Raw genomic sequence first — 25,851 nt, forward strand, 5'->3', positions numbered from 1 at the left:
CGAATCAGGGCTTAGGCAGTGACACGGCCGCGCACATGGTCGTGTGCGGCGACGACGGGCTCGCGCACCGGCTGGCCGCCGAGTTGCGTGGGGTGTACGGCGAACAGGTCACGCTCGTCGTGCCACCCTCCGAACGCACGGTACGGCCACCGGTCGTCGGCCGGGCCCGTGCGGCATCGGCGGCGCTCCTTGACCGAGTGGTGAACGCGGCCGTGGGCCGTGCGGGCGGCGCGGCCGGCGCCGGCGAACCGCCCGGCAGCGTACGGGTGGTGGAGGCCGCCGAGGCGACGGAGGCCGTGCTCGCCGACGCGGGCGTGGAACGCGCGGACGCGCTCGCCCTCGTCTATGACGACGACGAAACCAATATCCGCGCCGCCCTCACCGCCAGACGTCTCAACCCCCGTCTCCGGCTCGTCCTGCGGCTGTACAACCGCCGGTTGGGCCAGCACATCGAGGAACTCCTGGACCAGGCCGCCACGTTGGCGACGGGCGCCGGCGACGCCGGACTCGACGCCTCCACCACCGTCCTGTCCGACGCCGACACCGCCGCCCCCGCGCTGGCCGCCGCCGCGGTCGCCGGCACCACCAAGGTCGTCCAGACCGACGGTCTGTTGCTGCGCGCGGTCGAACGCCCGCCCCTGCGCCCGGGGCAGCGGCCCCCCGCCGGGCTGATCACCCTGGCCCTGCTGTCGGTGAACGGCCATGAACCGGGCGCGGGCGACGGTTCGGAGAGCGGCGGACAGGCACCGCTGCTGCTGCCGGACGAGACGACCGTGCAGGAGGCCGGCAACCGGGGCAGGGTCGTCCTGGAGCAGGTGTCGTACGCGGGAACCTCGATGCCTGCGAACCGCGGCGGGCGAGGCCTCGTGCCGTCGTTCGGCTCGCTGTTCTCCCGGCGGCTGCGGTGGTCGCTGGCCGGTCTGGTGGGCTGTGTGGCGGGGCTGGCCGTGGCGCTGACGGTGGTGACCGGGGAACACCCGCTGTACGCGACGTACATGACCCTCCTCGACCTCTTCGCCATCAACGAACCCGCCCTCCACCAGTCCCTGGCCCGCCAGATCCTCCAGCTGATGTCGGGGCTGATCGGTCTGTTGCTGCTGCCGGTACTGCTGGCGGCGGTGCTGGAGGCCCTCGGCACCTTCCGCACCGCGTCCGGCCTGCGCAAGCCGCCCCGCGGCCTCGGCGGACACGTGGTCCTCCTCGGCCTCGGCAAGATCGGCACCCGGGTGCTGACCCGGCTGCGCGAACTGAACATCCCCGTGGTCTGCGTCGAGGCCGACCCCGACGCGCGCGGCCTCGCCACGGCCCGGCGGCTGCGGGTGCCGGTGGTGCTCGGGGACGTCACCCAGGAAGGCGTCCTGGAGGCCGCGAAGATCCATCGGTCGCACGCCCTTCTCGCGGTGACCAGCGCGGACACCACGAACCTGGAGGCCGCGCTGTACGCCCGCTCCGTGCGCCCCGACCTGCGGGTGGTGCTGCGCCTGTACGACGACGACTTCGCCACCGCCGTCTACCGCACCCTGCGTGCCGCGCACCCGTACGCGTCCACCCGCAGCCGGAGTGTGACCCATCTGGCCGCGCCGGCATTCGCCGGGGCGATGATGGGGCGGCAGATCCTGGGGGCCATTCCCGTCGAGCGGCGGGTGCTGCTGTTCGCCGCGGTGGACGTGGGCGGGCATCCCCAGCTGGAGGACCGGACCGTCGGGCAGGCCTTCCGGCCGGGGGCCTGGCGGGTGCTGGCCCTGGACCGGACACCACCGGACGAGCGCCGGGACGAACCGGCGGCGGAGGAGTCCTACGAGGACCCCCGCGCCGGTGACGGGGCGACGGGGTGGGTGTGGGACCTGCCCGACAGCTACGTCCTCCAGAAGGAGGACCGGGTCGTCCTGGCCGCCACCCGCCAGGGACTGGCGGACCTGCTGGGCAGACGGTCCCGGGAGCGGGCGGGAGCCTAGGCCGAGGGGTTTTGCGTGCCCGCTCCCTGTCCGCTTCCCGCGCCACCCCGTCGTCCAGGTGACCGTCAGGGACGCTGCTCGCCTCTCAGGTGGCGCTCCGCGAAGTCCAGTTCCAGTCCGACCTGCTTGATCCGCTCGTCCACCACCAGCGAGCCGTGGCCCGCGTCGTACCGGTACACCTCATGCACGGCGCCACGGGCCTCCAGCCGCTTCACATAGTTGTCGATCTGGCGGATCGGGCAGCGGGGGTCGTTCACGCCCGCCGAGATGTAGACCGGGGCCCTGACGGCGTCGACGTAGGTCAGCGGGGACGACGCGTCGTAGCGCTCCGGGACCTCCTCCGGGGTGCCGCCCAGGAGGGTGCGGTCCATGGCCTTCAGGGCCTCCATCTCGTCGTGGTACGCGGTGACGTAGTCGGCGACGGGGACCGCCGCGATGCCCACCGTCCATGCGTCCGGCTGCGTGCCGAGGCCGAGGAGGGTGAGGTAGCCGCCCCAGGAGCCGCCGGTGAGGATCAGACGGGACGGGTCGGCCAGGCCGGAGGAGACCGCCCACTCACGGACCGCCGCGATGTCCTCCAGCTCGATCAGACCGACCCGGTGCTTCAGGGCGTCCGTCCAGGCGCGGCCGTAGCCGGTCGAGCCGCGGTAGTTCACACGGACCACCGCATAGCCGTGGTCCACCCAGGCCGCCGGGCCCGCCGCGAAGGCGTCGCTGTCGTGCCAGGTCGGGCCGCCGTGGATGTCGAACACGGTGGGGAGCGGGCCCTCGACGCCCGCCGGACGCTGGACGAGGGCGTGGATACGGCCGCCCGGGCCCTCCACCCACACGTCCTCGACCGCGACCGAGCCCGGGGACTTCATGCCGGGCGGGTCCAGCACGACCTGCCCCGTCGTCGAGCGCACCGCCGACGGCTCGGCCGCCGACGACCACAGGTACTCCACGCTGCCGTCCGGCCGGGCCGTCGCACCGGACACCGAGCCCGCCGGGGTCGGGATCCGCTCCGCGGTACGGCGGGCCAGGTCGTACCGGAACAGCTCGCTGCGGGCCTCGAAGCTGTGCACGATCAGCAGCCCGGTGCCGTCGGGATACCACTCCGCGCTCACATCACCCGGCAGATCGAGAGCGAGGTCGGTCTCCTCCCCCGTCGCCACGTCCCACACCAGCGGCTCCCAGCGGCCCCGCCGCTGATGCCCGATGAGCAGCCGCGTGTCCCCGTCCACCGGGGCGAAGCCCAGGACCTCCAGGCCCAGCTCCTCGGTGCCGCCCCTGGTGTCGTCGAGTTCGGCGACCGCCGTGCCGTCGGGGCGCAGGACGCGCAGGGCCGAGTGCATGGCGTCGCCGTGCTCGGTGTGCTCGACGGCGATCAGGGTGCCGTCGTGCGAGAGGTCGCCGACGCCCGCGGACTCGCGGTGGCGGTAGATCTCCGCCGGGGGGTCGCCCGCACGGACCAGGTGGATCGTCGTGCCGTCCTCGTCCGTCGAGCGGCCCACGATCGCCGTCCGCCCGTCCCGGCCGAGGGCGAGGCCCGCCGGGTACGACGGGTCCAGGCCCGGCGCCGCGAGCTCGTCCTCACCGCCGGCGAACCGCTGGCGGCGCCAGACGCCGAACTCGTCGCCGTCCTTGTCGTCGAACCACCAGATCCAGGTGCCGTCCGGGCAGAGCACGCCGTCCGTCGTGCCGTTCGGCCGGTCCGTCACCTGACGCTGCTCGCCCGTCGCCCGGTCCCAGGCGTACAGCTCGTACGTCCCGGTGGCGTTCGACACGAACAAGGAGCGGTCCGGTGCGTCCTCCGCCCAGTCGGGCAGCGACACCCGGGGTGCCCGGAAGCGCTTCTCCCAGTCCGGCATGTCCTTGTCCTGCATCTGGTGATCGGGCGAATCGGACCCGTGGCTCTCAGTCATGGCCCCATAGTGCCTGGCCCGGCGGACAATCCGCTGGCGAGGTCCCCAGCCTGTGGATAACTTCCCGCCCGCACGCCCCACCGCTCCCACGGGCACGGCCGACTGTCAGTGCCGGGGTGCAGACTTCTGGGCATGACCGATCTGCGCAAGACAGTCGAGAGGTTCTGGGCCGCCGCCGAGGCCCGGGACTGGGACGCGTTCGCCGGGACGCTGGCCGAGGACGTGGTGTACACGCTGCCGCAGACGCGCGAGCAGATCAGCGGCAGAGAGCGGTATGTGCAGTTCAACCGGGAGTATCCGGGGGACTGGCATCTGCGCGTGGAGCGGATCGTCGCCGAGCCGGGGCAGGTCGTGACGTGGCTCCACTTCACGGTCGGCCTGGAGGAGATGTACGGCATCTCGTTCTTCACGGGCACAGACACCCCCTCCGGCACGGACACCGGCACCGGCCGGATCACCTCCATAACCGACTTCTGGCCGGAGCCGTACGAGCCCCCGGCCGGCCGCGACCACCTCACCGAGCGGTACTGACCCCGCGGGCGGGCCCTGCGCGGCAGCCCCGTACCTTTGATGGCGTGTACCGGTTTCTGCTGACGCCCCGTTGGTGGGGGATCAACGTCTTCGTGCTGCTCGCCATCCCGTTCTGCGTGTTCATGGGGTCGTGGCAGCTCGGCCGGTTCGAGGCACGCGTCGAGGACCATCGCACCACCGGTGAGCAGGCCGCGGAGAACAAGCGGGAGGTCGCCCGGCCGCTCGCCGACCTGCTGCCGGTGGACAAGGCGACCGCGGGCCGGCAGGCCACCGTCGAGGGCCGGTACGCCGAGCAGCTGCTCGTGCCGGGCCGGGAACTGGACGGCAAGCGGGGCTACTACGTCCTGACGCTGCTGCGCACCGACGACGGCAGGGCCCTGCCGGTCGTGCGGGGCTGGCTGCCGGGCGCCGCCGACCGCGCCGCCGCGCCCGCCGCGCCCAAGGGCGAGGTCACGGTCACCGGAGCGCTCCAGGCCTCCGAGCAGCCCGGGGAGAACGGCGTGCCCGCGCAGGGCGGCCTGCCATCCGGCCAGACGGGGGCGATCAGCGCGGCGTCGCTGGTCAACCTGGTGCCGTACGACGTCTACGACGCCTGGATCACCCTCACCAAGGCCGACCCCGGTATGAAGGCGGTCCCGGCGGCCGCCACCGCCGACACGGGCCTGGACCTGAAGGCGTTCCAGAACCTCGGCTACACCGGCGAGTGGTTCGTCTTCGCCGGCTTCGTGGTCTTCATGTGGTTCCGGCTGCTGCGCCGCGAGGTGGAGTCCGTGCGGGACGCGGAGCTGGGGCTGACGCCGGACGAGGAGCGCGTCTCCAGCCCGTCCGGCGTGTGATCGGAAGCGTTTTGGCCGTGCGGCGGCGTGGTCACGCCCCCGCCAGCACTCCCGTCCAGTAGACGGTCCCCGCGCAGGCGTTGGACACGACCACCGTGGCCGTCGCGCCGCCCGCCTCCGTCGTGTTGGAGATCGTGACGCTGCCGTCGAGGGTGGTGTCCTCGGTCAGCAGCTGGGTGGAGGTCCCCGTGTCGCCGCCGGTGGAGGTGCCCTCGGTGGCGCCGCTGGTGGTGTCGGTCGGCGTCGGGTCGGGCGAGGGCTCGCCGCCGCCCGTGCCGCCGCCGGTGTTGTCGCCCGTGGTGGGACAGGTCTCCGAGGGGATCCAGGCGAACTTCACCGCGTACGACTCGCCCGGCTTGAGGACCAGCGAGGTGAGCTCCTGGGACGGGTCGGGCAGCCCGGCCGCCGCGTCCCCGGCGGTGTGCCGGATCGGGGTGATCTTCGTCTGGTCGGCCGCGCCCGACGCCAGCACGCCCACGGTGCCGGGGCTGCTCACCATGCACTCGGCCGAGGAGACGTTGCTGAAGCGGAAGGTGCCGTAGACCGCGTTGGCCGCGTCGGGGGCGTCGGCGGTCCCGCCGGACGTGCCGAGCTGGTCGACCGTGCATGCCGCGATGCCGGCCGCGGTGGTGGCCTCGGGGTCGTCGGGGCTTCCGGAGCCGCTGCCCGGGCCCGTGCCGGTGTCCTTGTCCTCTTCCTTGTCGCTGTTCTTGCCCTTGTCCTCGGTCTTGCCGGAGGAGCCGCCCGAGGTGCTCTGGCCGCCCTCGGTCTCCTTGCCCTGACCGGACCCGCCCTGGGCCTGCTCGCCATGACCGGCGTTGGACGAGTTGACGTCGGTGCCGGTGGAGTTGGACACATGCACCAGTGCCGGGACGGCGGTGCCGACGAAGAGGGCCGCGGCGGCCATGCCGACCAGCGCCTGACGCTTGCGCGCCCGGCGTGCGGGCACCGCCCGGCGCAGATGGTCCAGGGTGCCGTCGCGCGGCTCCATCTCCTGGACCGCGTCGTGCAGCAAGCGGCGCAGTACCAGCTCGTCCGAGTCGAGCCCGGTGGGGCCCTGGTCGTCGGGGCCGTGGTTCACAGTTCCGTTCCCAGCGTGCGATTGCTTCGGCTGTTCCTTGTCCGGCCGTCGGGCCGGCTCCCGCCGCTCGTCCTGGTCCCCGCTCATGCCGGTGCCTCCATGGCGACCCGCAGCGCCGCGATGCCGCGCGAGCCGTACGCCTTCACCGAGCCCAGCGAGATGCCGAGCGTCTCGGCGACCTGCGCCTCGGTCATGTCCGCGAAGTAGCGCAGGACGAGCACCTCGCGCTGGCGGCGCTGAAGGCCCTTCATCGCCTTGATGAGGGAGTCCCGTTCGAGCTGGTCGTAGGCCCCCTCCTCCGCGCTCGCCATGTCGGGCATCGGCTTGGACAGCAGCTTCAGGCCGAGTATGCGGCGGCGCAGGGCGGAGCGGGAGAGATTCACGACGGTCTGGCGCAGATACGCCAGTGTCTTTTCCGGATCCCGTACCCGCCTGCGTGCGGAGTGGACCCGGATGAACGCCTCCTGGACGACGTCCTCGCAGGAGGCGGTGTCGTCGAGGAGGAGGGCCGCGAGACCCAGCAGGGAGCGGTAGTGCGCCCGGTAGGTCTCGGTGAGGTGATCGACGGTGGTGCCGGCCGCCGTGGTGTTCTCGGCGTGCTCGGCACCGTCACGCTGACTCGGAATGCGGGTGGGCCGCGCTGCGGGCATGGGCGCGATCACCGGCATGCCGCCGGGCGCACCGGGCATGCGGGGTCGGACGGGCCGGCGGGGCGGCCGTAGGGCCGTACCGCGGGTCGCCGCGCTGAAGTCGAGTACCTCTGCCACGCCTGTTGGACACGCGTCCCCCCGTGAGGGTTGTACGTGCCGGACGTCACTTTTGCGCCAGTCCTCGCAGCCGGCCCTCTCGCGCCAGGCAGCACAGCTGACCGTGCGTCAAACGCCCACATGCCTACCCGCTCTTCCTTTATGTCCCATATGAACGGGCGTCCCCACGCCCTGCTCATGGCGTCCCCACGCCAGAAAAAACGCGTCTCCACGCCCACAAGGGCGACCGCAAAGACGCTCCCCGCCCTGCAAGCGGTTGCAGAAGCGGGGAGGAAAATCTTCGGATGCCGACCCGGCCCGGTTCAAGTGGTCCGGACCATCGTTCAGCTCACATTCTTCACACAGATCCTACAAACGAATCCGTCGCAGGCCAGGGGATTTCCCGCGGCACCGGCCCGCTCACGCAAACTCCGCCGCCACGAGCTCGGCGATCTGGGCGGTGTTGAGGGCCGCGCCCTTGCGCAGATTGTCTCCGCAGACGAAGAGTTCGAGCGCCGTGGGATCGTCCAGCGCCCGCCGCACCCGGCCGACCCAGGTCGGGTCCGTGCCCACGACATCGGCGGGCGTCGGGAACTCACCGGCGCCCGGGTCGTCGTACAGCACGACCCCGGGCGTGGTGGCCAGGATCTCGCGCGCCTTGGCGACGGTGACCTCGCCCTCGAAGCGGGCGTGCACGGTCAGCGAGTGCCCGGTCAGCACCGGCACCCGCACACAGGTCACCGCGACCGGAAGTTTCGGCAGGCCGAGGATCTTGCGGGACTCGTCCCGCACCTTCATCTCCTCCGACGACCAGCCGTCCTCACGCAGCGACCCGGCCCACGGCACGACGTTCAGCGCGACCGGCTCCGGGAACGGCCCGGTGTTCTCGCCGATGGCCCGCCGTACGTCACCGGGGCTGGTCCCCAGGTCCGTGCCGGCGACCAGGGACAGCTGCTGGCGCAGGGTGTCGACACCGGCGCGCCCGGCCCCGCTCACCGCCTGGTAGGAGGACACCACCAGGGAGCGCAGCCCGAACTCGGCGTGCAGCGCGCCCAGGGCCACGATCATCGACAGGGTCGTGCAGTTGGGGTTGGCCACGATTCCGCGCGGGCGCCTGCGCACCACGTGCGAGTTGACCTCGGGCACGACGAGGGGCACCTCCGGGTCCATCCGGAAGGCGCCCGAGTTGTCGACCACCACCGCACCCGCGGCGGCGGCGATCGGCGCCCAGCGGGCGGCCACCTCGTCGGGGACGTCGAACATCGCGACGTCGACCCCGGCGAAGGCCTCCTCGGTGAGCGCCACCACCTCGACCTCCTCGCCACGCACGGCCAGCTTGCGGCCGGCCGAGCGCGGCGAGGCGATCAGACGGATCTCACCCCAGATGTCCGCGCGCTGGGACAGGATCTGGAGCATGACGGAGCCGACGGCTCCGGTCGCGCCAACGACCGCCAGCGTCGGTCCAGGCCCCGCCATCACATTTCCGCCTGCAGCGCGGCGTCTGGGCGGACGACGGCAAAGTGATGGCGGGGCCTGGTCATCGCCCGGTGCCTCCGTACACGACAGCCTCGTCGCTGTCGGAGTCCAGGCCGAAGGCGGAGTGCACGGCGCGGACGGCCTCGTTGACGTCGTCGGCGCGGGTGACGACCGAGATACGGATCTCGGAGGTGGAGATCAGCTCGATGTTCACGCCCGCGTCGGACAGCGCCTTGAAGAAGTCCGCCGTCACACCCGGGTTGGTCTTCATACCGGCGCCGACCAGGGAGATCTTGCCGATCTGGTCGTCGTAGCGCAGGGAGTCGAAGCCGATGCCGGCCTTGCTCTTCTCCAGGGCGTCGATGGCCTTGCGGCCCTCGGACTTCGGCAGCGTGAAGGAGATGTCCGTCAGGCCGGTGGAGGCGGCGGACACGTTCTGCACGATCATGTCGATGTTGATCTCGGCGTCGGAGATCGCGCGGAAGATCGCGGCGGCCTCGCCCGGCTTGTCCGGCACACCGACGACCGTGACCTTGGCCTCGGAGGTGTCGTGCGCGACACCGGAGATGATGGCCTGCTCCACCTGCTTGTCCCCTTGCTCGATCGGCTCGCTGCTGACCCAGGTGCCCTGCAGCCCGCTGAAGCTGGACCGGACATGGATCGGGATGTTGTAACGACGGGCGTACTCCACACACCGGTGGAGCAGCACCTTCGAGCCGGACGCGGCCAGCTCCAGCATGTCCTCGAAGGCGATCCAGTCGATCTTCTTCGCCTTCTTGACCACGCGCGGGTCGGCGGTGAACACGCCGTCGACGTCGGTGTAGATCTCGCAGACCTCGGCGTCGAGGGCGGCGGCCAGCGCGACGGCGGTGGTGTCGGAACCGCCGCGGCCCAGCGTGGTGATGTCCTTGGAGTCCTGGCTCACGCCCTGGAACCCGGCGACGATGGCGATGTTGCCGTCGTCCAGCGAGTCACGGATCCGGCCCGGTGTGACGTCGATGATCCGGGCTTTGTTGTGGACCGAGTCGGTGATGACACCTGCCTGGCTGCCGGTGAACGACTGGGCCGAGTGGCCCAGGTTTTTGATCGCCATGGCCAGCAGGGCCATGGAGATCCGCTCTCCCGCGGTCAGCAGCATGTCGAGCTCGCGCCCGGCAGGGATCGGGGATACCTGCTCGGCGAGATCGATCAGCTCGTCCGTCGTGTCGCCCATCGCGGAAACCACGGCGACCACCTGGTGGCCGTTCTTCTTGGCTTCCACGATCCGCTTGGCGACGCGCTTGATGCCCTCGGCATCGGCTACGGAGGAGCCTCCGTACTTCTGCACGACAAGGCCCACGTGCGCTCCTCGCTCAGTCCGTGTGTGTCGGCTCAGTTTACCGAGCGTCCGAATTCGACCTTGGGGTTCCCAGATGGTGAGATTCGGACGCTCGGGGTCGTGTCTGCCCGGTGGGGAGCGCCGCACTCCGGAAAGTGGGGCAGGTCACTCGCCGGTGGCGCGAGCCGCAAGAGGGCCATTGACGCTCTCCGTAGTCGCCCGCTAACTTCGCGTCGTCGTCGCTACACCAGGGGCACAAGGCCCCATCGGGACTTGCGACGCGAAGGATCCTCCTCCTTTGACGACTGCGACCGCTTCCGAGATCCAGCACGTCACACCGGCCGAAGCCGCCGATACGGATTCCGCGGCCGGGGCCCTCTTCGAGATCCGGCCCTTCACCCCGCACTGCGAGGTCATCCGTGCCGCCGGCGACCACGCCGTCATCGGCGTCTCCCCCGGCAACAGCTACTTCTCCGCCGACCGGGTCCACGACCTGGCCCGCTGGGGCCTCGCCAGGTTCGAACGCGTGGACTTCGTCTACACGGACCTGTACGTGGCGGAGATGTACGCGGCCTCCGGCTATCCACCCGACGACGCCCGCCGCAAGGCGGTGAAGAACCTGCGCGGGGTGCGGGCGAAGGTGCTGGGCGCCGTCCGGGCGGCGGACCCGGCCGGCAGCCGCCTGCACGCCCACGCCATGTCCGACTTCCACGGCAACGCGGCCTACCGTGAGATCCACGACCGGCTCCGGGCCCGCCTCGCCACCGACGACGAGTTCCGCACGACCTGCGAGAAACTCGTCGACTCCTTCCTGACCGGCCGGGCCGAGCGGGCGACCGCCGCCCAGCGCGAGGTCTGCCTCTCCTACGTCTGCGCCGAGGCGCCCCTCTTCCTGGACACCCCCGCCATCCTCGGCGTTCCCTCCTCCCTCAACTGCTACCACCAGCTGCTGCCGATGGCCGAGCTGCTCTATTCCCGGGGCGCCGGACTGCGCGCCTCCCGCAACCAGGGGCACGCCATCGTCACGCCCGCCGAGGGGAACACCGATGCTCACTGAAACTGAAACCCCCCTCGACTTCCCGTTCTCCTGGCGCGGCGACCAACTCCCGGCTGAGGTCGAGGAGTTGCGCGCGAAGCGGCCCGTGCGCCGGGTGCGTACCATCGCCGGGGACGAGGCCTGGCTGGTGTCGTCGTACGACCTGTGCAAGCAGGTCCTCGAAGACCCACGGTTCAGCCTGAAGGACACCTCCGCGCCCGGTGTGCCCCGCCAGTACGCGCTGACGATCCCGCCCGAGGTCGTCAACAACATGGGGAACATCACCGGCGCCGGACTGCGCAAGGCCGTACTGAAGGCGCTGAACCCCAAGAGCCCCGGTCTGGCAGAGTGGATGCGGTCCTGTGCCGGTGAACTCCTCGACGGGCTGATGCGCGAGGGCGCTCCGGCCGACCTGCGCGGCGGCTTCGCCGATCCGTACTCGGCGGGCATGCACTGCCGCATCCTCGGCATCCCGCCCGCGGACGCGCCCCGGCTGATGCGGAGCCTGGACATCGCGTTCATGAACTCGGCCTGCCCGGTCGCGGGTGCCCGGCTCAACTGGGACCGGGACATCGCCTTCATGACCGAGCGGCTGGACGACCCGGCGACGACGGGCCTGATGGCCGAGCTCGCCGCCCTGCGCACCGACCCCGAGTACGGCCATCTCACCGACGAGATGCTCGCGACGGTCGGCGTGACGATGTTCGGTGCCGGGGTCATCTCCACCTCGGGTTTCCTGACCATGGCGCTGGTGTCGCTGATCCAACACCCCGATCTCCAGGCCGAGTTGGTCGCGGACCCCGGGAAGATCCCCGCGGCCGTGGACGAACTCCTGCGGATCAACCTGTCCATCGGCGACGGCCTGCCGCGGCTGGCGGCCGAGGACGTGACGCTGGGCGACGTGGACGTGAAGGCGGGCGAGCTGGTCCTGGTCCTCGTCGAGGGCGCGAACTTCGACCCGGCCGCCTTCCCCGACCCCCACCGGGTCGACCTGGGCCGGGAGAACGCCACCGCGCATCTCTCCTTCGGCGGCGGCCGCCACTACTGCCCCGCCACCGCACTCGGCCGCAAGCACGCCGAGATCGCCCTTCGGGCCCTGCTGGAGCGGATGCCAGGACTGCGTCTCGCGGTGCCGATCGAGCAACTGGTGTGGCGCACCGGCTTCATGAAGCGGATCCCGGAGCGGCTGCCCGTCATGTGGTAGCCGCTCACCGGCTCGGCGGCCGGTCGTCTTTAAGTTTCAACCACTAGGGTTCGCCTGTGCGCGTACTTCTGGTGGAAGACGACGAACCGGTCGCCGAGTCGCTCCGGCGAGGACTGCTGCGCTACGGCTTCGAGGTGGCCTGGGTCACCACAGGCGGCGCGGCGCTGAGCCATCGCGACCCCTACGACGTCGTACTCCTCGACCTCGGGCTGCCCGACACCGACGGACTCGACGTCTGCAGGGCGCTGCGCGAGCGCGGCGACGTGCCGATCATCGTGATCAGCGCCCGCAGCGACGAGACGGATCGGGTGGTCGGCCTTGAACTCGGCGCGGACGACTACGTCTCCAAGCCGTTCGGCGTCCGCGAGGTCATCGCCCGGATACGGGCCGTCATGCGCCGCGCGCAGCCCCGTGCGTCCGCCGCCGAGACCGGCCCGGACCGTTACGGCGACCGCCTCACCGTCGACCGCAAGGCGGCCCGCGTCCGGCTGGACGGCGAGGAGGTGGCGCTCGCGCCCAAGGAGTACGACCTGCTGGCCTTCCTCACCGAGGAGCCCGGGGCGCTGATGTCGCGCGAGCAGATCATGGAGGCGGTCTGGGACGCGAACTGGTTCGGCCCGACCAAGACGCTGGATGTGCATGTGGCGGCGCTGCGGCGCAAGCTCGCCGGGGCGGTCACGATCGAGGCGGTGCGCGGGGTCGGCTTCCGGCTGGAGATCGTGCCGGCCGGGCAGGGCGACGACGGCAGCGGCAGCGGCAGCGGCAGCGGCAGCGGCGCATCATGATCCGCCAACTCATCCGCAGTTACGTCCTGCTCGTCGCCGTGGCGATCGCCCTGTTCACGGTGCCGGTGGCCTTCACGCTCACGGACCAGCTGCGCGGTGACACCGCGGACTCCGTGCGGCGCGAGGCCGACACCATGGCCCTGCTCCTCGGCAACGGCAACACGCCCTCGTGCGCGGCCCTGGACGAGATGGCGCGGGCGTACGCCGGTCAGACCCCCGGCCAGGTCGAGGTGACCGGGCGCTGCGGCACGGGCCTGCCGAGCCCGCGGCAGGACGCGGCCCTGACCAGGGCCCTGGACGACGGCAGGTCCACGACCGACTGGGGCTCCTCCTTCATCTGGGGGCCGGAGCTGAAGGTCACGGTGCCCGCCCGCTCCAGCGCGGTGGACCTCGACGGCGACAACCGGGGCCCGGTCGTCGGCGCGGTGCGCATCGTGTACTCGACGGGCGACCTGAGTGAACGGCTGTGGCAGATCTGGGGGTTCCGCGCGGGACTCGCGGTGGCCGTCCTCGCCGTGGCCGCGGTGATCGGCGCGGCGGCGGCGCGGCGCATCACCCGGCCGTTGCGCCAGCTCAACGACATGGCCAGCAAGTTCAGCGACGGCGATCTGACCGCCCGCTCCCCGGTGACGGGCCCCCCGGAGACCCAGACGCTGGCGCGCACCCTGAACCAGGGGGCGGAACGCCTGGAGACCCTGGTCGCCTCTCAGCGCATCTTCGTGGCCGACGCCTCGCATCAGCTGCGTACCCCTCTCACGGCGCTCAGGCTGTCGCTGGACAACATCGCGGACGGGGTGGACGACGACTTCGTCAAGGAGGACGTGGAGCAGGCCACGGCCGAGGTCGTCCGGATGAGCCGGCTGGTGAACGGGCTGCTGGTGCTGGCGCGGGCGGAGGCCAAGGTGACCGCGGCGGAGCCGCTGGCGCTGGTCGACATCGTGTGCGAGCGGCTGGACGTGTGGCGGCCGGCCGCCGACGAGCGTGGAGTCACCATCACGCTCGGGGTGAGTGCCGACGACCGGCCGCTGGTACTGGCGAGCCCCGGCCATCTGGACCAGGTGCTGGACAACGTGCTCTCCAACGCCCTGGAGGTGTCACCCGACGGCGGCAGGATCACCGTCCAGGTGGAGGCGAAGGGCGAGGCGGTGGTGCTCTCGGTGCTCGACGAGGGCCCCGGCATGCCGGACACCGACAAGTCCCGTGCCTTCGACCGGTTCTGGCGGGGCCGGGGGCTGACCGGGAAGTCCGGTTCGGGCCTCGGCCTCGCCGTCGTCAAGCAGTTGGTGACCGACGACGGCGGGACCGTGACGCTCGCGGACGCTCCCGGGGGCGGCCTGAAGGTGGCGATCAGCCTTCGGGCATCTTCGAGGAGTGGTGGTTGACGATGAACCACTCACCGCCGCGCTTCTCGTAGGCGTAGGTGTAGCGGGCCTCGACGGTGCTCTTCTCGCCGGTGTCGGGGTCGGTGAGCGCGAACTCGTACACGCCGGTGTCGATGGCGGAGTCGCGGTCGAGGACATTGATGTGGGTCTCGATCTTCGCGCCGACCGGTTTGTTCGCGAGGAAGTGCTCGAAGTAGTCGACGATGCCGGCGCGGTCGGCACGGACCTGGTTGGAGACCGTGGGCAGCAGCACCGCGTCCTTCGCGTACAGGTCGGCCACCTGCTCCGGATCACCGGTCAGAAGCGCCCTGTTCCACTGGTCGAACAGGCCGGCTATCTCCTTCTTGCCGGGCTTTCCCTCGCCCCAGCCGGGCCCTGCGACCGCGGCACCGGCGGCGACGGTGCCGACGGCCACCACGGCCGTGGCGGTGACCACGGCTGCGCGCGTGCTGATGGAACGACGAGTCATCGCATCTCCCTTACGGGTCTGGTGGAAGTGACTCCAGACTCGTCGCGGGCCGGTTAGGGCCGGTGCAGCGGACGTACAGGCCGGGGACAACACCGCTCCAATTCGCGCCGCGTGAGCGTCGCGTGAGCGCCGGGTCACACGGCGGCGGCTTTCCTCCGGCCGCGTCCGCGCACCAACTCCACGCCGGCGCCGAGCGATACGACGCCCATGGCGTTGAAGAGGAACAGGAACCACAGGACGGGGCGGGCGGAGAGCAGGGCCTCGGCGCCCCCGCTCAGGTGTCGTCCCCCGTCGACACGGAGCCGATGTCGCCGCCGGCCGCGACGGAACGCTCCCCGGAGGCGGTGACGGGGCCGCTCGTCGGCCGGGACGGCGAGGCGGGCATCGTCGGCGGAGGCCCGGCCGTGGCCCCGTCGCCCGTCGCCACGGTCCCGATGCTGCCGCCCGCGGCGACCGACCGCGCACCGCTCGCCGTCACGGAAGAGGCTGAGGCGGGCGCCGCTCCGAGGAGGGCGTACAGCGTCACCGCCAGCCCGATCAGCCCCGCCGCTCCTCCGGCCACGCTCGCCCAGGGATCGGCCGCGTCGACATTCAGCACACCGCCGACGATCAACCCCACGGCCCCCGCGACGCAGAGTCCGACTCCCGTCCACACCAACGCCTTTGACCGAGTCGCCATGGGCCCATCATGGAGCAGTCCGAGTGGAACTCCACACCTCTTCCTGTCACGCGCGTCACACAATTCCCTGGCTTCGCCTCGCGTGCGGCGGCTACGGTCCGCGCATGGAGATTTCGCGCTACGTGGCCTTCAGCAGCGACCCCGCCGGAGGCAACCCGGCCGGTGTGGTGCTCGACGCCACCGGGGCCGACGACGCCACGATGCTCGCGGCGGCCGCCGAACTCGGCTATTCGGAGTCGGCGTTCGTCGTGCCGACGGGCGATGACGGCACCCTGGACATCCGGTACTTCAGCCCGCTCGCCGAAGTGCCGTTCTGCGGGCACGCGACGATCGCCACGGCCGTCGCCCACGCGGAACGCCACGGCACCGGCCGGCTGCTGCTGCGTACGAAGGCGGGCCCGGTCGCCGTGACCACCGACCGGACGGCGGACGGCACCCTGACGGCGACCCTGGTCAGCGTGGCGCCGCACACCGAACCGATCGCGCAGGCCGACCTGGCCGAGCTGCTGGCGATCCTTGGCTGGTCCGCCGCCGACCTGGACCCGGCGCTGCCGCCGCGTGTCGCCTTCGCCGGGGCCCGGCACCCGGTCCTCGCCGCCTCGACGCGGGAGCGACTGGCCGACCTGGACTACGACCTGGCCGCGCTCGGCGCCCTCATGGCCCGCGAGGACTGGACGACGGTCGATCTGATCCGGCGGGAGTCCTCCACCGTGTTCCACGCCCGCAACCCGTTCCCGCCGGGCGGTGTCGTCGAGGACCCGGCCACGGGTGCGGCGGCGGCCGCGTTCGGCGGGTATCTGCGGGAGCTCGGACTCGTCGCCACGCCCGCCACCCTGACGATCCATCAGGGTGTGGACATGGGCAGGCCCAGCACGATCACCGTGACCGTGCCGGCGGAGCCGGACTCGGGCATCGGCGTGACCGGCACGGCCGTACGGATCTGAGCCCGCGCGCTACTGCGCCGGCTTCAGCCCCAACTGCTCCCCGATCTCCTGCTCCATGACCTTCCCGGCCTCGAACTCCAGCGTCTCGTCGCCCATCACGCCCTGGTCCGTGTCCAGGCCGTCCAGCTCCTCCAGGGGCTGGTTCAGGCGGATGTGGGCCAGGACCGAGTGCAGGGCGCGCAGCGTCGCGGACGCCGTCGAGCCCCAGTTGGAGAAGTAGGAGAACTGCCACCACCACAGGGCCTCGGCGGTGCGGCCGGCGCGGTAGTGGGCCATACCGTGGCGCAGGTCGGTGATGACATCGGCCAGGTCGTCGGAGATCCGGGCCGGGACGGGCGCCTTGCGGGGCTCGTAGGGGTCGAAGACCTCGGAGTAGACGTCGACCGGGTCCAGCAGGCGGGCGAGGTTCTCGCGGAGCTCGTCCACGTCCGCCTCGGGGCCCAGGTCGGGCTCGTAGCGCTCGTCGGGGACGATGTCCTCGTGGGCGCCGAGACGGCCGCCGGCCAGCAGCAGCTGGGAGACCTCCAGGAGGAGGAAGGGCACGGTCGAGCCCGGCTCGTCGCCCTTGGCGACCTCTGTCACCGCGACCAGGAAACTCTCGATCTGGTCCGCGATCTGGACCGCGAAGTCGTCCGGGTTCTGGCCGGTCGCGTGCAGCGTGGCGTCAGACATCTAGGAGTCGTCTCCCCTCGAAGGCGCGGCCGAGGGTGACCTCGTCCGCGTATTCCAGGTCGCCACCCACCGGGAGGCCGCTGGCCAGGCGGGTGACCTTCAGGCCCATGGGCTTGATCATGCGCGCGAGGTACGTGGCCGTGGCCTCGCCCTCGAGATTCGGATCGGTGGCCAGGATCAGCTCCGTGACCGTCCCGTCGGCCAACCGCGCGAGAAGTTCTCGTATACGCAGGTCGTCCGGTCCGACCCCCTCGATGGGGCTGATCGCCCCGCCGAGGACGTGGTAGCGGCCGCGGAACTCACGCGTCCGCTCGATCGCCACGACGTCCTTGGGCTCCTCGACCACGCAGATCACCGCCGGGTCGCGGCGCGTGTCCCGGCAGATGTTGCACAGCTCCTCCTGTGCGACGTTCCCGCACGTCGCGCAGAAGCGGACCTTCGCCTTGACCTCCATGAGGGCCTGCGCGAGGCGCCGTACGTCCGTCGGTTCCGCCTGGAGGATGTGGAAGGCGATCCGCTGCGCGCTCTTGGGACCGACGCCGGGCAGCCGACCCAGCTCGTCGATGAGGTCCTGGACCACGCCTTCGTACAACGGACTGCCGTCCTTCCTGGGGTTCCTTACGGTACGTACGGTAGTTGGCGGCGGCCCCGGTAAGGAAGGCGCGCCGGGAAGGTCAGAAGGGCAGGCCGGGGATCCCGCTGCCGCCGCCCAGGCCCTGGGCCAGCGGGCCCAGCTTCTGCTGCTGGAGGTTCTGCGCGTTCTCGTTGGCCGCCTGGACGGCCGCGATGACCAGGTCGGCGAGGGTCTCGGTGTCCTCCGGGTCGACCGCCTTCGGGTCGATCTTCAGCGCGCGGAGCTCGCCGGCGCCCGTGACAGTGGCCTTCACCAGGCCGCCGCCCGCCTGTCCGTCGACCTCGGTCTGCGCCAGTTCTTCCTGCGCCCGCTGCAGGTCCTGCTGCATCTTCTGGGCCTGCTGGAGCAGCTGCTGCATATTGGGCTGGCCACCACCGGGGATCACGATCAGCTCCTTGCGTGTGTACGCGTTTCCCGTTCAGCACGAGCCTACGTGGTCTGGCTGGCCGTCGCCCCAGCACTCTTTCGAGTGAGAGAGAACCTGGAGGAATGGGCGTCCTATACCTGATCAAGGCCCACTTCCGGGCGGAAAAGAGGCGAAAGGCATCTCTTCGCCACCCATTGGGCGGTAGGAAGGGTCCGGCGCGTCAGCCTCAGGTGTTGCGTGACGTTCCGTGCGCTGCGGGGGTCGCATCCACGTCGTATGCCGTACGTGATGTCACGCACCGTGACAGTAGGGAGTGCCGGGTGGGTCAGCCGGAGATGCAGCCCGACAGGTCGCCGAAGGACTGGCGGGGCGGTGAGGGGGCGGCCGGGCTCCGGCCGGGCGATCTGACGGGGCGGGCGTTCCCCCACGGGGACTGGGGGGAGCCGGCGGTGCAGCTGGACGAGCTGTACCGGTGGGTGGAGCGGGGGGCGCTGGACACGGCGGCGTGGTATCTCGCGGACCGGGTGTGGAAGCGGCGCGGGGCGCGGGCGCTGCGCGGCGGCGCGGCGGCGGGGGCGGTGGTCGGAGCCGCGCTGCCGCTCCTCGATCTGACCGGGGTCGCGAGCGGGGTGGCCCCCTGGGGGTATCTGGCGCTGTTGATCGCCGTGGCCTGTGTGGGGGTCGACCGGTGCTTCGGGGTCACGTCCGGGTGGATAAGGGACGTCGCCACGGCCCAGGCCGTACAGCGGCGGCTTCAGATGCTTCAGTTCGACTGGGCGACGGAGAACGTACGGGAGGTCCTCGGCCCGGCCGAGGGCACGGCCGGCGAGGCCGCCGAGCGGTGCCTGGGTGTGCTGCGCCGGTTCTCCGAGGACGTGACCGAGCTGATGCGGGCGGAGACGGCGGACTGGATGGTGGAGTTCCGCACCGGGTCCGCGCCCCTGGGCATCCAGTCGGCGGTGCCCGGGGCGAGCCGCCCGGACGCGACCGCGGCGCTGGGCCGTTTCGCGGTGCCCCCGACGAACGGCACCCGCCCGAACATGCCGCGTCAGCGACCGCCCGAGCCGCGCTGAGAACCGCCCGCCGCGCTCACGACTGCGGGGACGGGAAGGCCACCGGGCTGCGCAGGCCCGACCGGTTCACCGCTCGCACCCCGAAGAACACGTTGTCCTTGGACAGGTCCACCTCGTGGGTCGTCGTGTCGCCGACCGGGAGGACGTGGGTCCACTCCGGGGACGTCGTCTCGCGCCAGACGACCTCGTAGCCGGCGAGGTCGGGTTCCGGGCCTCCGGCCCAGGTCAGAGTGGTGGAGTTGGTGAGGTTGCTGGTGATGATCCGCGGGTTCTTCGGGGTGCCGGGGGCCTGGGCCAGGGTCCACAGGGTGGCCGCGTTGACCTTGGCCACCCGCGCGGTGAAGGGGAAGTCGCAGAACTCCGGCAGATCGCCGTACTGCTTGCCGGTGTCGTCGACGCGGACGTCCTGGTGCTGGTGGGCGAAGTCCTCGGCCGGCTCGGTGAAGCGGGCGGCCGGGTAGCCGCGCTCCAGGAAGGGGATGTGGTCGCCGCCGCGCAGATAGCGGTCGCGGCGGTAGATCACGCGCACCCGCATGCCGGTCGCGTCGTTGTCCGCCACGTCCCTGACGAAGCGGGCCAGCTGGCGGGTGGCCGAGTCGTTCTCGCCGCCCACCGAGCGGCGCAGCGCCGCCTGTTCCGGGGTCTCCGAGGACGGGACGCCCTCGGTGAACAGGCGGATCGTGTACGGGTCGCGGGTGCCGTCGTCGGCGGTGGCGCTGCCGACGATGTCGTTGGTGAACATGCCCTGGACGTCCGTGCCCGCGGCCTTCAACTGCTGCGCCAGGTACGCCGATCCGTACAGGCCCTGCTCCTCCCCCGCCACCGCCGCGAACACGATCGTCGACGCCGGCCGGCGTTTCGCCATCACCCGCGCCAGCTCCAGGACCACGGCCACCCCGGAGGCGTCGTCGTCCGCGCCCGGCGCGTCGGACGTGGCGTCCATGACGTCGGTGACCCGGGAGTCGTAATGCCCGGAGACGACGTAGACGCGCTCGGGGGTCACCGAGCCGCGCAGGGTCGCGACCACGTTCGTGATCTTCGTGGGGGTGGGGATGCGGGGCGCCGGTTCCTGGACGTACGACTGGAGTTGTGCCGTCATCCGGCCGCCGGAGGCCGCCGCGCAGGAGTTCAGCTCGGCCAGGAGCCAGTCGCGGGCCGCGCCGATGCCCCGGTCCGGGTCGTCCTGGGCGGAGAGGGTGTGGCGGGTGCCGAAGGAGACGAGTCCGCGGATCGTGGCCTCGATCCGGGCGGGGTCGATCTCGCGCAGCAGGGCGCGCAGTTCGCGGGTGGGGCGCTGGGCCGTCGCCGGCGGGCGGTCCGCCGACGCGGAGACCGCCGGCGCGGGGGCCGCCTCGGCCGTGCCGGTCGCCGTCAGCGCCGCCGCGCCGGCCGCCGTGGCCGTCAGGACCGTTCTTCTGGTGGGGCTGGGGCGCATGGGTCCTCCCGGTGCTGCCGATGCCGGCCGACCCTCGCAATGGTTGTGTACATGGCAACCAACGGCAAGGGTGCCTCAGCCGGCCGCCCTCCCCGGTGTCGGCCGCCACACGCCCCCGGCGTCAGCCGCACAGCCTCAGCCCCACCGGCGTCCCGCACGGCAGATGCCCCTGGGTGCGGATCACCTGCTGACTGCCCTCCTTGTCCAGGTAGGCGAGGAACCCCGCGGTCAGGGAGTCACCGGCCGCGGTGCCGTAGGTGTACGCGTACTCGATGTCGCGGTACGGATAGGCGCTGTCGCCGCGCTCGATCTCGTCGACGTTCGCCCGGTCGCCGTCGAGCGGCACCGGCCGCAGGCCCTGGTGCTTGGCGGCGACCCCCAGCTCGCTGTACCCGATCGCCCCGGGCTGCTCGGCGATCTTGTCCAGGACGTCGCCGGTACTGGCGAGTTCGCACCGCGTCACGGCGGTGACGGCACCGGCGGGCGGCCGGCAGTCCAGGGACGTGCTCTGCGCCCGCTCCCACTCGCCCAGCACCCGGTCCTGGAACACCTGCCGTGTCCCGGAACTGTCACTGCGGCTGACCAGCACGATCGGCAGCTCCGCGGTCGCCGGGTCCGCCCCCTTGAGCACCTCGCCCCACCGCTTGTACCGGCCCTCGTAGATGTCCCGCACCTGCCCCACGGTCAGTCCCTTCGGCCCGACGTCGACCCCGTCGTTGACGGCGAGCGTGAAGACGGACAGCGCGACCTTCTTCCCCTTCAGACCGAGGCGGTCGCCCAGCGGGCCGTCGGAGAACGCGACGACCGAGCGCGCGTCGGACTTCGACCGGTCGGCCAGGGCCGCGAGTTCGGCGACCCCGGCCTCGCTGCCGCGCGTCTGCACATCGATCTCGGCGCCCGCGCACTTGCGCTCGTACTGCTGCGCCAGCGTCGTGATCACCGGTTCGAAGGCGGTCGAGCCGATCACCGTCAGCTCGCCCTGCTCGCACTCGATCGGGTTGCCGTCCCGGAAGACGACGATGCCCGCGAGCGCCAGCACGGACAGGGTGAGCAGTCCGGTGAAGATCCTGGCCTGGAGGCTGAACACCGGTGACTTGTCGTCCGGCGTGGCACTGCGGTTGGGGTGCACCTCGCCGTCCCGGATGCCGCCGCGCAGCCGGATCTCCGCGCCCACGTCGCCGCCGGACAGCAGCACCAGCAGCTTGTAGTGGTCGCCGGGGTTGAGCGGGACCCGTGGCACGCGCAGCCGGTTGCCCTCGTAGCCGAAGCCGCGCTGGGCGGTGAAGTGGTCCATCAGATGGTCGATGTCGGTCGGCTGGGTGACCGAGACGCCCCGGATGGTCCGGTCCGTGAACACCGCGGTCAGGCCGTGGGGTTCGGGGCCGGTGTAGTCGTCGCGGTCGATGCTCTGCGAGCCGTCGTTCTCGACGCGCAGCAGCACGAGCGTCGCGTCGTCCATGTCGGCGTCGAAGAGCCCGAGCCGCACGTTGGCCCGGCCCGAACGCACATCGTCACCTATGGGATTGTCCATCTGGACGCGGTAGCCGATCCGCTTGCGGCGCGGCACGCGTCGCTCGTACCAGACCATGACGATCGACGCGCCGACACCGAGCACCGCCGTGCCGACGGCCACGATGTTCTCCGCGCTCAGCCACTCCACCGTGGTGCCCCCGCAACTCACCAGAGCCGTAGTGTGGGGTCACCGTACGTCCGTTCGGGGCCGCCGGAGCCGCTCGGACGGGGAAGTTCGCCGTACGTTCAACTGCGTCACAGGAAACGGGACTTCACCCCCGCCGATCACTGCTTGGTGTACGTCAGGCTCTCCCCGCTGCCGGTGGTCACCCGCTGCAGCCTGCCGTCCGGCAGCAGCGTGATCTGGGTGGCCTTGCCCGGCGAACAGGTGGGCGGCTCGCCGACGGTCACCGTGGAGGGGCCGATCTCCAGCGGGCCGTCGGCGCCGGGTGCCGCGGAGAGGTCCGCCTCGAACTCGCAGTGGTAGGTGCCGCTGCCGGCGGGTCCGTCGGCGACCAGGGAGAGGACCGTGTCGCCGACCTCGCCCTGCCGGATGGTCAGTCGGCGGGTGTTCTCACCGGTGCCGCTGTCGATCGTGGCCGTCCAGGTGCCCAGGTAGCCGGCCGGGATCGTGCCGCCGGCGGACGCCGAGGAGGACGGGGTGGAGGACGGGCTGGGCGAGGTGGGGTCGGAGGTCGGGGAGTCGGTCGCGGTGGCCGTGGCGGTCGGGCCGCCACCGCCGCCCTTGTCGTCACCGCCGCCGCTCATGAGGGCGTACACCGAGCCGCCGGCGCCGAGCGCGACGACCAGCGCGACCAGGACGAGCGCCACCGTGGAACGCCCGCTGCGCTGCGAAGGTTCGGGCTGCGGAGCCGGGAGGTACGGCACGGGCGGGCCGTAGGGCGGGGTGGAGCCGTACGGCGGATTCGGGTTCGGGTGCGGATTCGGGTACGGCGGGTTCGGGCCGTAGGCGCCGTACCCGGGAGCGGCACCGTAGGGCTGGTTGGGGCCGGCCTGCGGGTAGCCGTACGACGGCTGCTGCGGGTGCTGCTGCGGATAGCCGTACGCCGGGTGAGCCGGGGCGCTGCCGGGCGCGGCGGCGTCCCCGAAGGCACCGCCGGGAGGCCCGCCGGGCCCCGGCGGCGCCGTCGGACCGCTCTGCCTCGCGGTCATGGTCGGGAGCTGATCGGGCGGCGTCGGCGCGGCGGCCGGTGCGTGCTCGGGGGAGGCGGCGGGGGTGGGCTCACCGGCACCCGGGAAGCCGGGGGCGGGGGCGCCGGGGCCGGGGGTACGGGACCCGGGGGCGGGGGCACCGGGGCCCGGAGTACGGGACCCGGGCGCACCGGAACCCGGGGCACCGGAACCGGCTGCCGCACCGGCGATCGGAACACCTGAGCCCGGAGCAGCAGGGCCCGGACCAGGGGAACCGGGGACGCCGGAACCGGCCGCCGCACCGGCCATCGGAACACCCGCGCCCGGAACAGCGGATCCGGGGCCACCGGAACCCGTGCCACCACCACCTGGGCCACCAGCCCCCTGGCCACGGGAACCCGGCGCGTCGGAACCGGGCCCGCCCGAGCCCGGCGTACCAGAACCCGGCGTACCGAAACCCGGTGCGCCCGAGCCCGGAGGGTTCGGCTCTGCCGGGGCGCTCCCGGGTGGCGATGGCCGGGAGCCCGTTCCGCTCACCGGGTTCTCCGCGTCCAGCAGCCGTACCGCGTGCCGGCCCAGTTGGGCCACCAGGGCGCTCGGCAGCCAGGGGTCGCGGGAGCGGCCGTCCGAGACGGTGTCCTCGGCGCCCGTGCGTTCCAGGATCCGATCGAGGGTCGGGCGGACGCCGGGATCCTTGCGCAGACAGTCCCGCACCAGCTCGGCGATGCCCTCGGGCATGCCCTCCAGGTCGGGTTCCTCCTGGGCGATCCGGAACATCAGGGCATGGGCGCCGCTGTCGATGGAGCCGAAGGGCAGCTTGCCGGTCGCGGCGTACGCGAGCACCGAGCCCAGGCAGAACACGTCGCACGCGGGCGTGATCCGGTCGCCGCGCACCTGCTCGGGCGCCATGAACCCCGGCGACCCGACGAGCGCGCCGGTGCGTGTCAGCCCGCTCTCGTCGACCGTCTCCAGGGCGCGCGCGATACCGAAGTCGATGACGCGGGGCCCGTCGATGGTGACCAGGACGTTCGACGGCTTCAGATCCCGGTGCACGATCCCCGCGGCGTGGATGTCCTTGAGCGCGTGTGCCAGTCCCGCCGCCAGGATGCGGACCGACCGCTCGGGCAGCGCCCCGTGGTCGTGCCCGACGACCTGCTGGAGGCTCGGCCCGGCGACATACCCGGTGGCGACCCAGGGCACGTCGGCCTCGGTGTCCGCGTCGAGCACCGGCGCGGTCCAGAACCCGCCGACCTGCCGCGCGGCCTGCACCTCCTGCCGGAACCGGGCCCGGAACTCCTCCTGTGTGGCGAGCTCCCGCCGCACCAGCTTCACCGCGACCGTACGACCACGGTCCGACCGGGCGAGATAGACGTCCCCCATGCCGCCCGCGCCCAGCCGCGCCAGCAGCCGATACGCCCCGATCTGCGGCGGATCCCCCGGCCCCAGCTTCTCCATCGCACGCCCCCAACCCGCCCCCGCCTATGCGTCGGCCCCACGATAGTGCGGCATACAAGGAGGTGAGCGGGGCGGTGCCTACGGTTCCGTAACAGGAACGGCGATCTGGTCGAGCACTTTCGACAACCGTTCCAGAACCCTTACGGCATCGGCGAGTTCCGCCTCCCCCATGGTGTCCGCCAGCCGGTCCGCGAAGGCCGCGTGGCCGGGGTCGATCCGGGAGATCGCCGCCCGCCCCCGTTCCGTCGGCGCGAGGAGCTTGGCCCGGCGGTGGGCGGGGTTGGGCCGGTACTCCGCGAGCCCCTTGTCCACCAGCAGATCGGCGATGCGCTGCACGCTCTGCCGGGTGATGCCCATGGCGCGGGCGACGCCGGCCACGGGCAGGGGTTCGCCGAGCACCGCGCCCAGCACCTGCCACCAGGCCGCCGTCAGACCGGACGGCCGGGCCAACTCCTCGGCGACGGCGAGGAACTGCCCGTTGAGCCGGAAGACACCGAGCGCGCTACGGCTGAGCAGGTCCTGCCGTTCCCGGCTCACGCCGCCCCCGCCTTCTGAAGGACGGCGTACGCCTCCGGGTCGGAGTCGTGGAACAGCCGGTACCAGGCGTCCAGCACCTCGCCCTCGTACACCCCGAGCAGCCGGAGGATCTCCCGGGCGAAGGCGACCGGCTCGGTCGGCCCGGCGGTGATCAGCCCGTCGTCGGTGACGGCGTCGGCGTCGACGTACCGCTCGCCGCCGCCGTAGCCGGTGGCCGCGAGGTAGAAGGAGACGGCGCTGGTGTGGGCGCGGTCGTCGAGCAGTCCCTCGCGGGCGAGGCCGGCGGTGGCACCGCAGATCGCGGCGACGGGCACACCCGCGTCGAGGAACTCACGGGCCTTGCGGGCGAAGGGGGCGAGGTCGTCGCCGGTGTCCCACAGGTCGGCGCCTGTGAGGATCAGCAGGGAGCTGTCCCCGGGCCGTACGTCGTCCAGCGCGAGGTCGGGCTGGACGCACAGTCCGCCGATGCTCCGGACGGGCCGCGTGGAGGGACCGACGGTGCGGATGTCGCGACCGGCGCGGGCGAGATGGGCGGTGGCGTGCCCCGTCTCCCAGTCGGCGTAGGTGTCGTAGACGGCGAGGTGCACGGGCTTGCTGTTCATGACTTCCCCCTGAAGCTTCGGCGTCACTTTTCGGTATGACAGCATCCTGACATTTGGACAGCTTAC

24 protein-coding genes are annotated in these 25,851 nt (G+C 72.0%); 9 read left to right on the forward strand and 15 right to left on the reverse strand.

Annotation, left to right across the window (positions count from 1 at the left end; translation table 11 throughout):
* The first annotated feature begins 35 nt into the window (after positions 1 to 35).
* Positions 36 to 1,955, forward strand: coding sequence for an NAD-binding protein (locus ACFPQ9_RS11260; protein ID WP_380850645.1), 1,920 nt, complete (start codon positions 36 to 38; stop codon positions 1,953 to 1,955).
* Between the two features lie 65 nt (positions 1,956 to 2,020).
* On the opposite strand, the gene ACFPQ9_RS11265 is transcribed toward ACFPQ9_RS11260, so the two are convergent.
* Positions 2,021 to 3,859, reverse strand: coding sequence for a S9 family peptidase (locus tag ACFPQ9_RS11265; protein WP_380850648.1), 1,839 nt, complete (start codon positions 3,857 to 3,859; stop codon positions 2,021 to 2,023).
* A 132-nt stretch (positions 3,860 to 3,991) separates the two neighbouring features.
* On the opposite strand from ACFPQ9_RS11265, the gene ACFPQ9_RS11270 reads away from it, so the two are divergent.
* Positions 3,992 to 4,390, forward strand: a complete 399-nt coding sequence (locus tag ACFPQ9_RS11270; protein ID WP_380850651.1) for a nuclear transport factor 2 family protein — start codon at positions 3,992 to 3,994, stop codon at positions 4,388 to 4,390.
* Between the two features lie 44 nt (positions 4,391 to 4,434).
* Positions 4,435 to 5,226 carry an SURF1 family protein gene (locus ACFPQ9_RS11275; RefSeq protein WP_380850654.1) on the forward strand — a complete coding sequence of 264 codons (792 nt, stop codon included), beginning with the start codon at positions 4,435 to 4,437 and terminating at the stop codon, positions 5,224 to 5,226.
* A gap of 31 nt (positions 5,227 to 5,257) precedes the next feature.
* On the opposite strand, the gene ACFPQ9_RS11280 is transcribed toward ACFPQ9_RS11275, so the two are convergent.
* The 4 genes from ACFPQ9_RS11280 to ACFPQ9_RS11295 all read right to left on the reverse strand — a co-directional run bounded on the left by ACFPQ9_RS11280 (position 5,258) and on the right by ACFPQ9_RS11295 (position 9,868).
* On the reverse strand, positions 5,258 to 6,394 hold the full coding sequence (locus ACFPQ9_RS11280) for a hypothetical protein (RefSeq protein WP_380850657.1): 1,137 nt from the start codon (positions 6,392 to 6,394) through the stop codon (positions 5,258 to 5,260).
* Positions 6,391 to 7,074 carry a SigE family RNA polymerase sigma factor gene (locus tag ACFPQ9_RS11285; protein WP_380850660.1) on the reverse strand — a complete coding sequence of 228 codons (684 nt, stop codon included), beginning with the start codon at positions 7,072 to 7,074 and terminating at the stop codon, positions 6,391 to 6,393. Before ACFPQ9_RS11285 ends, ACFPQ9_RS11280 begins: the two co-directional genes overlap by 4 nt.
* Before the next feature lie 399 nt (positions 7,075 to 7,473).
* Positions 7,474 to 8,529, reverse strand: coding sequence for an aspartate-semialdehyde dehydrogenase (locus ACFPQ9_RS11290; RefSeq protein ID WP_380850663.1), 1,056 nt, complete (start codon positions 8,527 to 8,529; stop codon positions 7,474 to 7,476).
* A 61-nt stretch (positions 8,530 to 8,590) separates the two neighbouring features.
* The gene (locus tag ACFPQ9_RS11295; RefSeq protein WP_380850666.1) at positions 8,591 to 9,868 is read right to left on the reverse strand and encodes an aspartate kinase; all 1,278 of its coding nucleotides are present in this window, start codon (positions 9,866 to 9,868) and stop codon (positions 8,591 to 8,593) included.
* Between the two features lie 277 nt (positions 9,869 to 10,145).
* Here ACFPQ9_RS11295 and ACFPQ9_RS11300 point away from each other — a divergent pair, with 277 nt between their 5' ends.
* Genes ACFPQ9_RS11300 through ACFPQ9_RS11315 form a run of 4 tightly spaced genes read left to right on the forward strand, consistent with a single transcriptional unit; the run spans position 10,146 to position 14,254 of the window.
* Positions 10,146 to 10,904, forward strand: coding sequence for a cyclodityrosine synthase (locus tag ACFPQ9_RS11300; protein WP_380850669.1), 759 nt, complete (start codon positions 10,146 to 10,148; stop codon positions 10,902 to 10,904).
* Entirely contained in the window at positions 10,894 to 12,087 is a 1,194-nt protein-coding gene (locus ACFPQ9_RS11305; protein ID WP_380850672.1) for a cytochrome P450, read from the forward strand. The genes ACFPQ9_RS11300 and ACFPQ9_RS11305 overlap by 11 nt, the downstream gene beginning before the upstream one ends.
* Before the next feature lie 56 nt (positions 12,088 to 12,143).
* Positions 12,144 to 12,872 (forward strand): response regulator transcription factor, encoded by a 729-nt coding sequence (locus tag ACFPQ9_RS11310; RefSeq protein WP_380850675.1) that lies wholly within the window; start codon positions 12,144 to 12,146, stop codon positions 12,870 to 12,872.
* The gene (locus tag ACFPQ9_RS11315) at positions 12,869 to 14,254 is read left to right on the forward strand and encodes a sensor histidine kinase (protein ID WP_380850678.1); all 1,386 of its coding nucleotides are present in this window, start codon (positions 12,869 to 12,871) and stop codon (positions 14,252 to 14,254) included. The genes ACFPQ9_RS11310 and ACFPQ9_RS11315 overlap by 4 nt, the downstream gene beginning before the upstream one ends.
* Here ACFPQ9_RS11315 and ACFPQ9_RS11320 read toward each other — a convergent pair.
* Positions 14,220 to 14,723: an SgcJ/EcaC family oxidoreductase gene (locus ACFPQ9_RS11320; RefSeq protein WP_380850681.1), complete on the reverse strand. Its 504-nt coding sequence runs from the start codon at positions 14,721 to 14,723 to the stop codon at positions 14,220 to 14,222. The two genes, ACFPQ9_RS11315 and ACFPQ9_RS11320, sit on opposite strands and share 35 nt — an antisense overlap.
* 274 nt (positions 14,724 to 14,997) lie before the next feature.
* Entirely contained in the window at positions 14,998 to 15,402 is a 405-nt protein-coding gene (locus ACFPQ9_RS11325; protein ID WP_380850684.1) for a hypothetical protein, read from the reverse strand.
* A 104-nt stretch (positions 15,403 to 15,506) separates the two neighbouring features.
* Between ACFPQ9_RS11325 and ACFPQ9_RS11330 the strand changes: the two genes are divergently transcribed.
* Positions 15,507 to 16,346, forward strand: coding sequence for a PhzF family phenazine biosynthesis protein (locus tag ACFPQ9_RS11330; protein ID WP_380850687.1), 840 nt, complete (start codon positions 15,507 to 15,509; stop codon positions 16,344 to 16,346).
* Positions 16,347 to 16,355: 9 nt separating this feature from the next.
* Here ACFPQ9_RS11330 and ACFPQ9_RS11335 read toward each other — a convergent pair whose 3' ends face one another.
* The 3 genes from ACFPQ9_RS11335 to ACFPQ9_RS11345 all read right to left on the reverse strand — a co-directional run bounded on the left by ACFPQ9_RS11335 (position 16,356) and on the right by ACFPQ9_RS11345 (position 18,037).
* On the reverse strand, positions 16,356 to 17,018 hold the full coding sequence (locus tag ACFPQ9_RS11335) for a DUF5063 domain-containing protein (RefSeq protein WP_380850690.1): 663 nt from the start codon (positions 17,016 to 17,018) through the stop codon (positions 16,356 to 16,358).
* Positions 17,011 to 17,610: a recombination mediator RecR gene (recR, locus tag ACFPQ9_RS11340; protein ID WP_030053254.1), complete on the reverse strand. Its 600-nt coding sequence runs from the start codon at positions 17,608 to 17,610 to the stop codon at positions 17,011 to 17,013. Before recR ends, ACFPQ9_RS11335 begins: the two co-directional genes overlap by 8 nt.
* Before the next feature lie 82 nt (positions 17,611 to 17,692).
* The gene (locus ACFPQ9_RS11345; protein ID WP_380850694.1) at positions 17,693 to 18,037 is read right to left on the reverse strand and encodes a YbaB/EbfC family nucleoid-associated protein; all 345 of its coding nucleotides are present in this window, start codon (positions 18,035 to 18,037) and stop codon (positions 17,693 to 17,695) included.
* Between the two features lie 302 nt (positions 18,038 to 18,339).
* Between ACFPQ9_RS11345 and ACFPQ9_RS11350 the strand changes: the two genes are divergently transcribed.
* Positions 18,340 to 19,092 (forward strand): SLATT domain-containing protein, encoded by a 753-nt coding sequence (locus ACFPQ9_RS11350; RefSeq protein ID WP_380850697.1) that lies wholly within the window; start codon positions 18,340 to 18,342, stop codon positions 19,090 to 19,092.
* Positions 19,093 to 19,108: 16 nt separating this feature from the next.
* Here ACFPQ9_RS11350 and ACFPQ9_RS11355 read toward each other — a convergent pair whose 3' ends face one another.
* From ACFPQ9_RS11355 to ACFPQ9_RS11375, 5 genes are all read right to left on the reverse strand, one after another.
* Entirely contained in the window at positions 19,109 to 20,527 is a 1,419-nt protein-coding gene (locus ACFPQ9_RS11355; protein WP_380850700.1) for a M28 family metallopeptidase, read from the reverse strand.
* Between the two features lie 121 nt (positions 20,528 to 20,648).
* Positions 20,649 to 22,187 (reverse strand): PstS family phosphate ABC transporter substrate-binding protein, encoded by a 1,539-nt coding sequence (locus tag ACFPQ9_RS11360; RefSeq protein ID WP_380850703.1) that lies wholly within the window; start codon positions 22,185 to 22,187, stop codon positions 20,649 to 20,651.
* 137 nt (positions 22,188 to 22,324) lie between these two features.
* On the reverse strand, positions 22,325 to 24,646 hold the full coding sequence (locus ACFPQ9_RS11365) for a serine/threonine-protein kinase (protein ID WP_380850706.1): 2,322 nt from the start codon (positions 24,644 to 24,646) through the stop codon (positions 22,325 to 22,327).
* Positions 24,647 to 24,724: 78 nt separating this feature from the next.
* On the reverse strand, positions 24,725 to 25,183 hold the full coding sequence (locus tag ACFPQ9_RS11370; protein ID WP_380850709.1) for a MarR family winged helix-turn-helix transcriptional regulator: 459 nt from the start codon (positions 25,181 to 25,183) through the stop codon (positions 24,725 to 24,727).
* Positions 25,180 to 25,785, reverse strand: coding sequence for a type 1 glutamine amidotransferase family protein (locus tag ACFPQ9_RS11375; RefSeq protein ID WP_380850712.1), 606 nt, complete (start codon positions 25,783 to 25,785; stop codon positions 25,180 to 25,182). The genes ACFPQ9_RS11370 and ACFPQ9_RS11375 overlap by 4 nt, the downstream gene beginning before the upstream one ends.
* Positions 25,786 to 25,851: the final 66 nt, after the last annotated feature.

Source organism: Streptomyces coerulescens (genome assembly GCF_042657965.1).
GTDB classification, from domain to species: Bacteria; Actinomycetota; Actinomycetes; order Streptomycetales; family Streptomycetaceae; genus Streptomyces; species Streptomyces coerulescens.

Excerpts from the sequence above, each read along its gene's own strand:
- ACFPQ9_RS11375 (WP_380850712.1), bottom strand. The coding sequence starts at position 25,785 with ATGAACAGCAAGCCCGTGCACCTCGCCGTCTACGACACCTACGCCGAC.
- ACFPQ9_RS11305 (WP_380850672.1), top strand. The coding sequence starts at position 10,894 with ATGCTCACTGAAACTGAAACCCCCCTCGACTTCCCGTTCTCCTGGCGC.
- ACFPQ9_RS11365 (WP_380850706.1), bottom strand. The coding sequence starts at position 24,646 with ATGGAGAAGCTGGGGCCGGGGGATCCGCCGCAGATCGGGGCGTATCGG.
- ACFPQ9_RS11315 (WP_380850678.1), top strand. The coding sequence starts at position 12,869 with ATGATCCGCCAACTCATCCGCAGTTACGTCCTGCTCGTCGCCGTGGCG.
- ACFPQ9_RS11290 (WP_380850663.1), bottom strand. The coding sequence starts at position 8,529 with ATGGCGGGGCCTGGACCGACGCTGGCGGTCGTTGGCGCGACCGGAGCC.
- ACFPQ9_RS11325 (WP_380850684.1), bottom strand. The coding sequence starts at position 15,402 with ATGGCGACTCGGTCAAAGGCGTTGGTGTGGACGGGAGTCGGACTCTGC.
- ACFPQ9_RS11260 (WP_380850645.1), top strand. The coding sequence starts at position 36 with ATGGTCGTGTGCGGCGACGACGGGCTCGCGCACCGGCTGGCCGCCGAG.
- ACFPQ9_RS11355 (WP_380850700.1), bottom strand. The coding sequence starts at position 20,527 with ATGCGCCCCAGCCCCACCAGAAGAACGGTCCTGACGGCCACGGCGGCC.
- ACFPQ9_RS11335 (WP_380850690.1), bottom strand. The coding sequence starts at position 17,018 with ATGTCTGACGCCACGCTGCACGCGACCGGCCAGAACCCGGACGACTTC.
- ACFPQ9_RS11265 (WP_380850648.1), bottom strand. The coding sequence starts at position 3,859 with ATGACTGAGAGCCACGGGTCCGATTCGCCCGATCACCAGATGCAGGAC.
- ACFPQ9_RS11320 (WP_380850681.1), bottom strand. The coding sequence starts at position 14,723 with ATGACTCGTCGTTCCATCAGCACGCGCGCAGCCGTGGTCACCGCCACG.
- ACFPQ9_RS11280 (WP_380850657.1), bottom strand. The coding sequence starts at position 6,394 with ATGAGCGGGGACCAGGACGAGCGGCGGGAGCCGGCCCGACGGCCGGAC.
- ACFPQ9_RS11270 (WP_380850651.1), top strand. The coding sequence starts at position 3,992 with ATGACCGATCTGCGCAAGACAGTCGAGAGGTTCTGGGCCGCCGCCGAG.
- ACFPQ9_RS11330 (WP_380850687.1), top strand. The coding sequence starts at position 15,507 with ATGGAGATTTCGCGCTACGTGGCCTTCAGCAGCGACCCCGCCGGAGGC.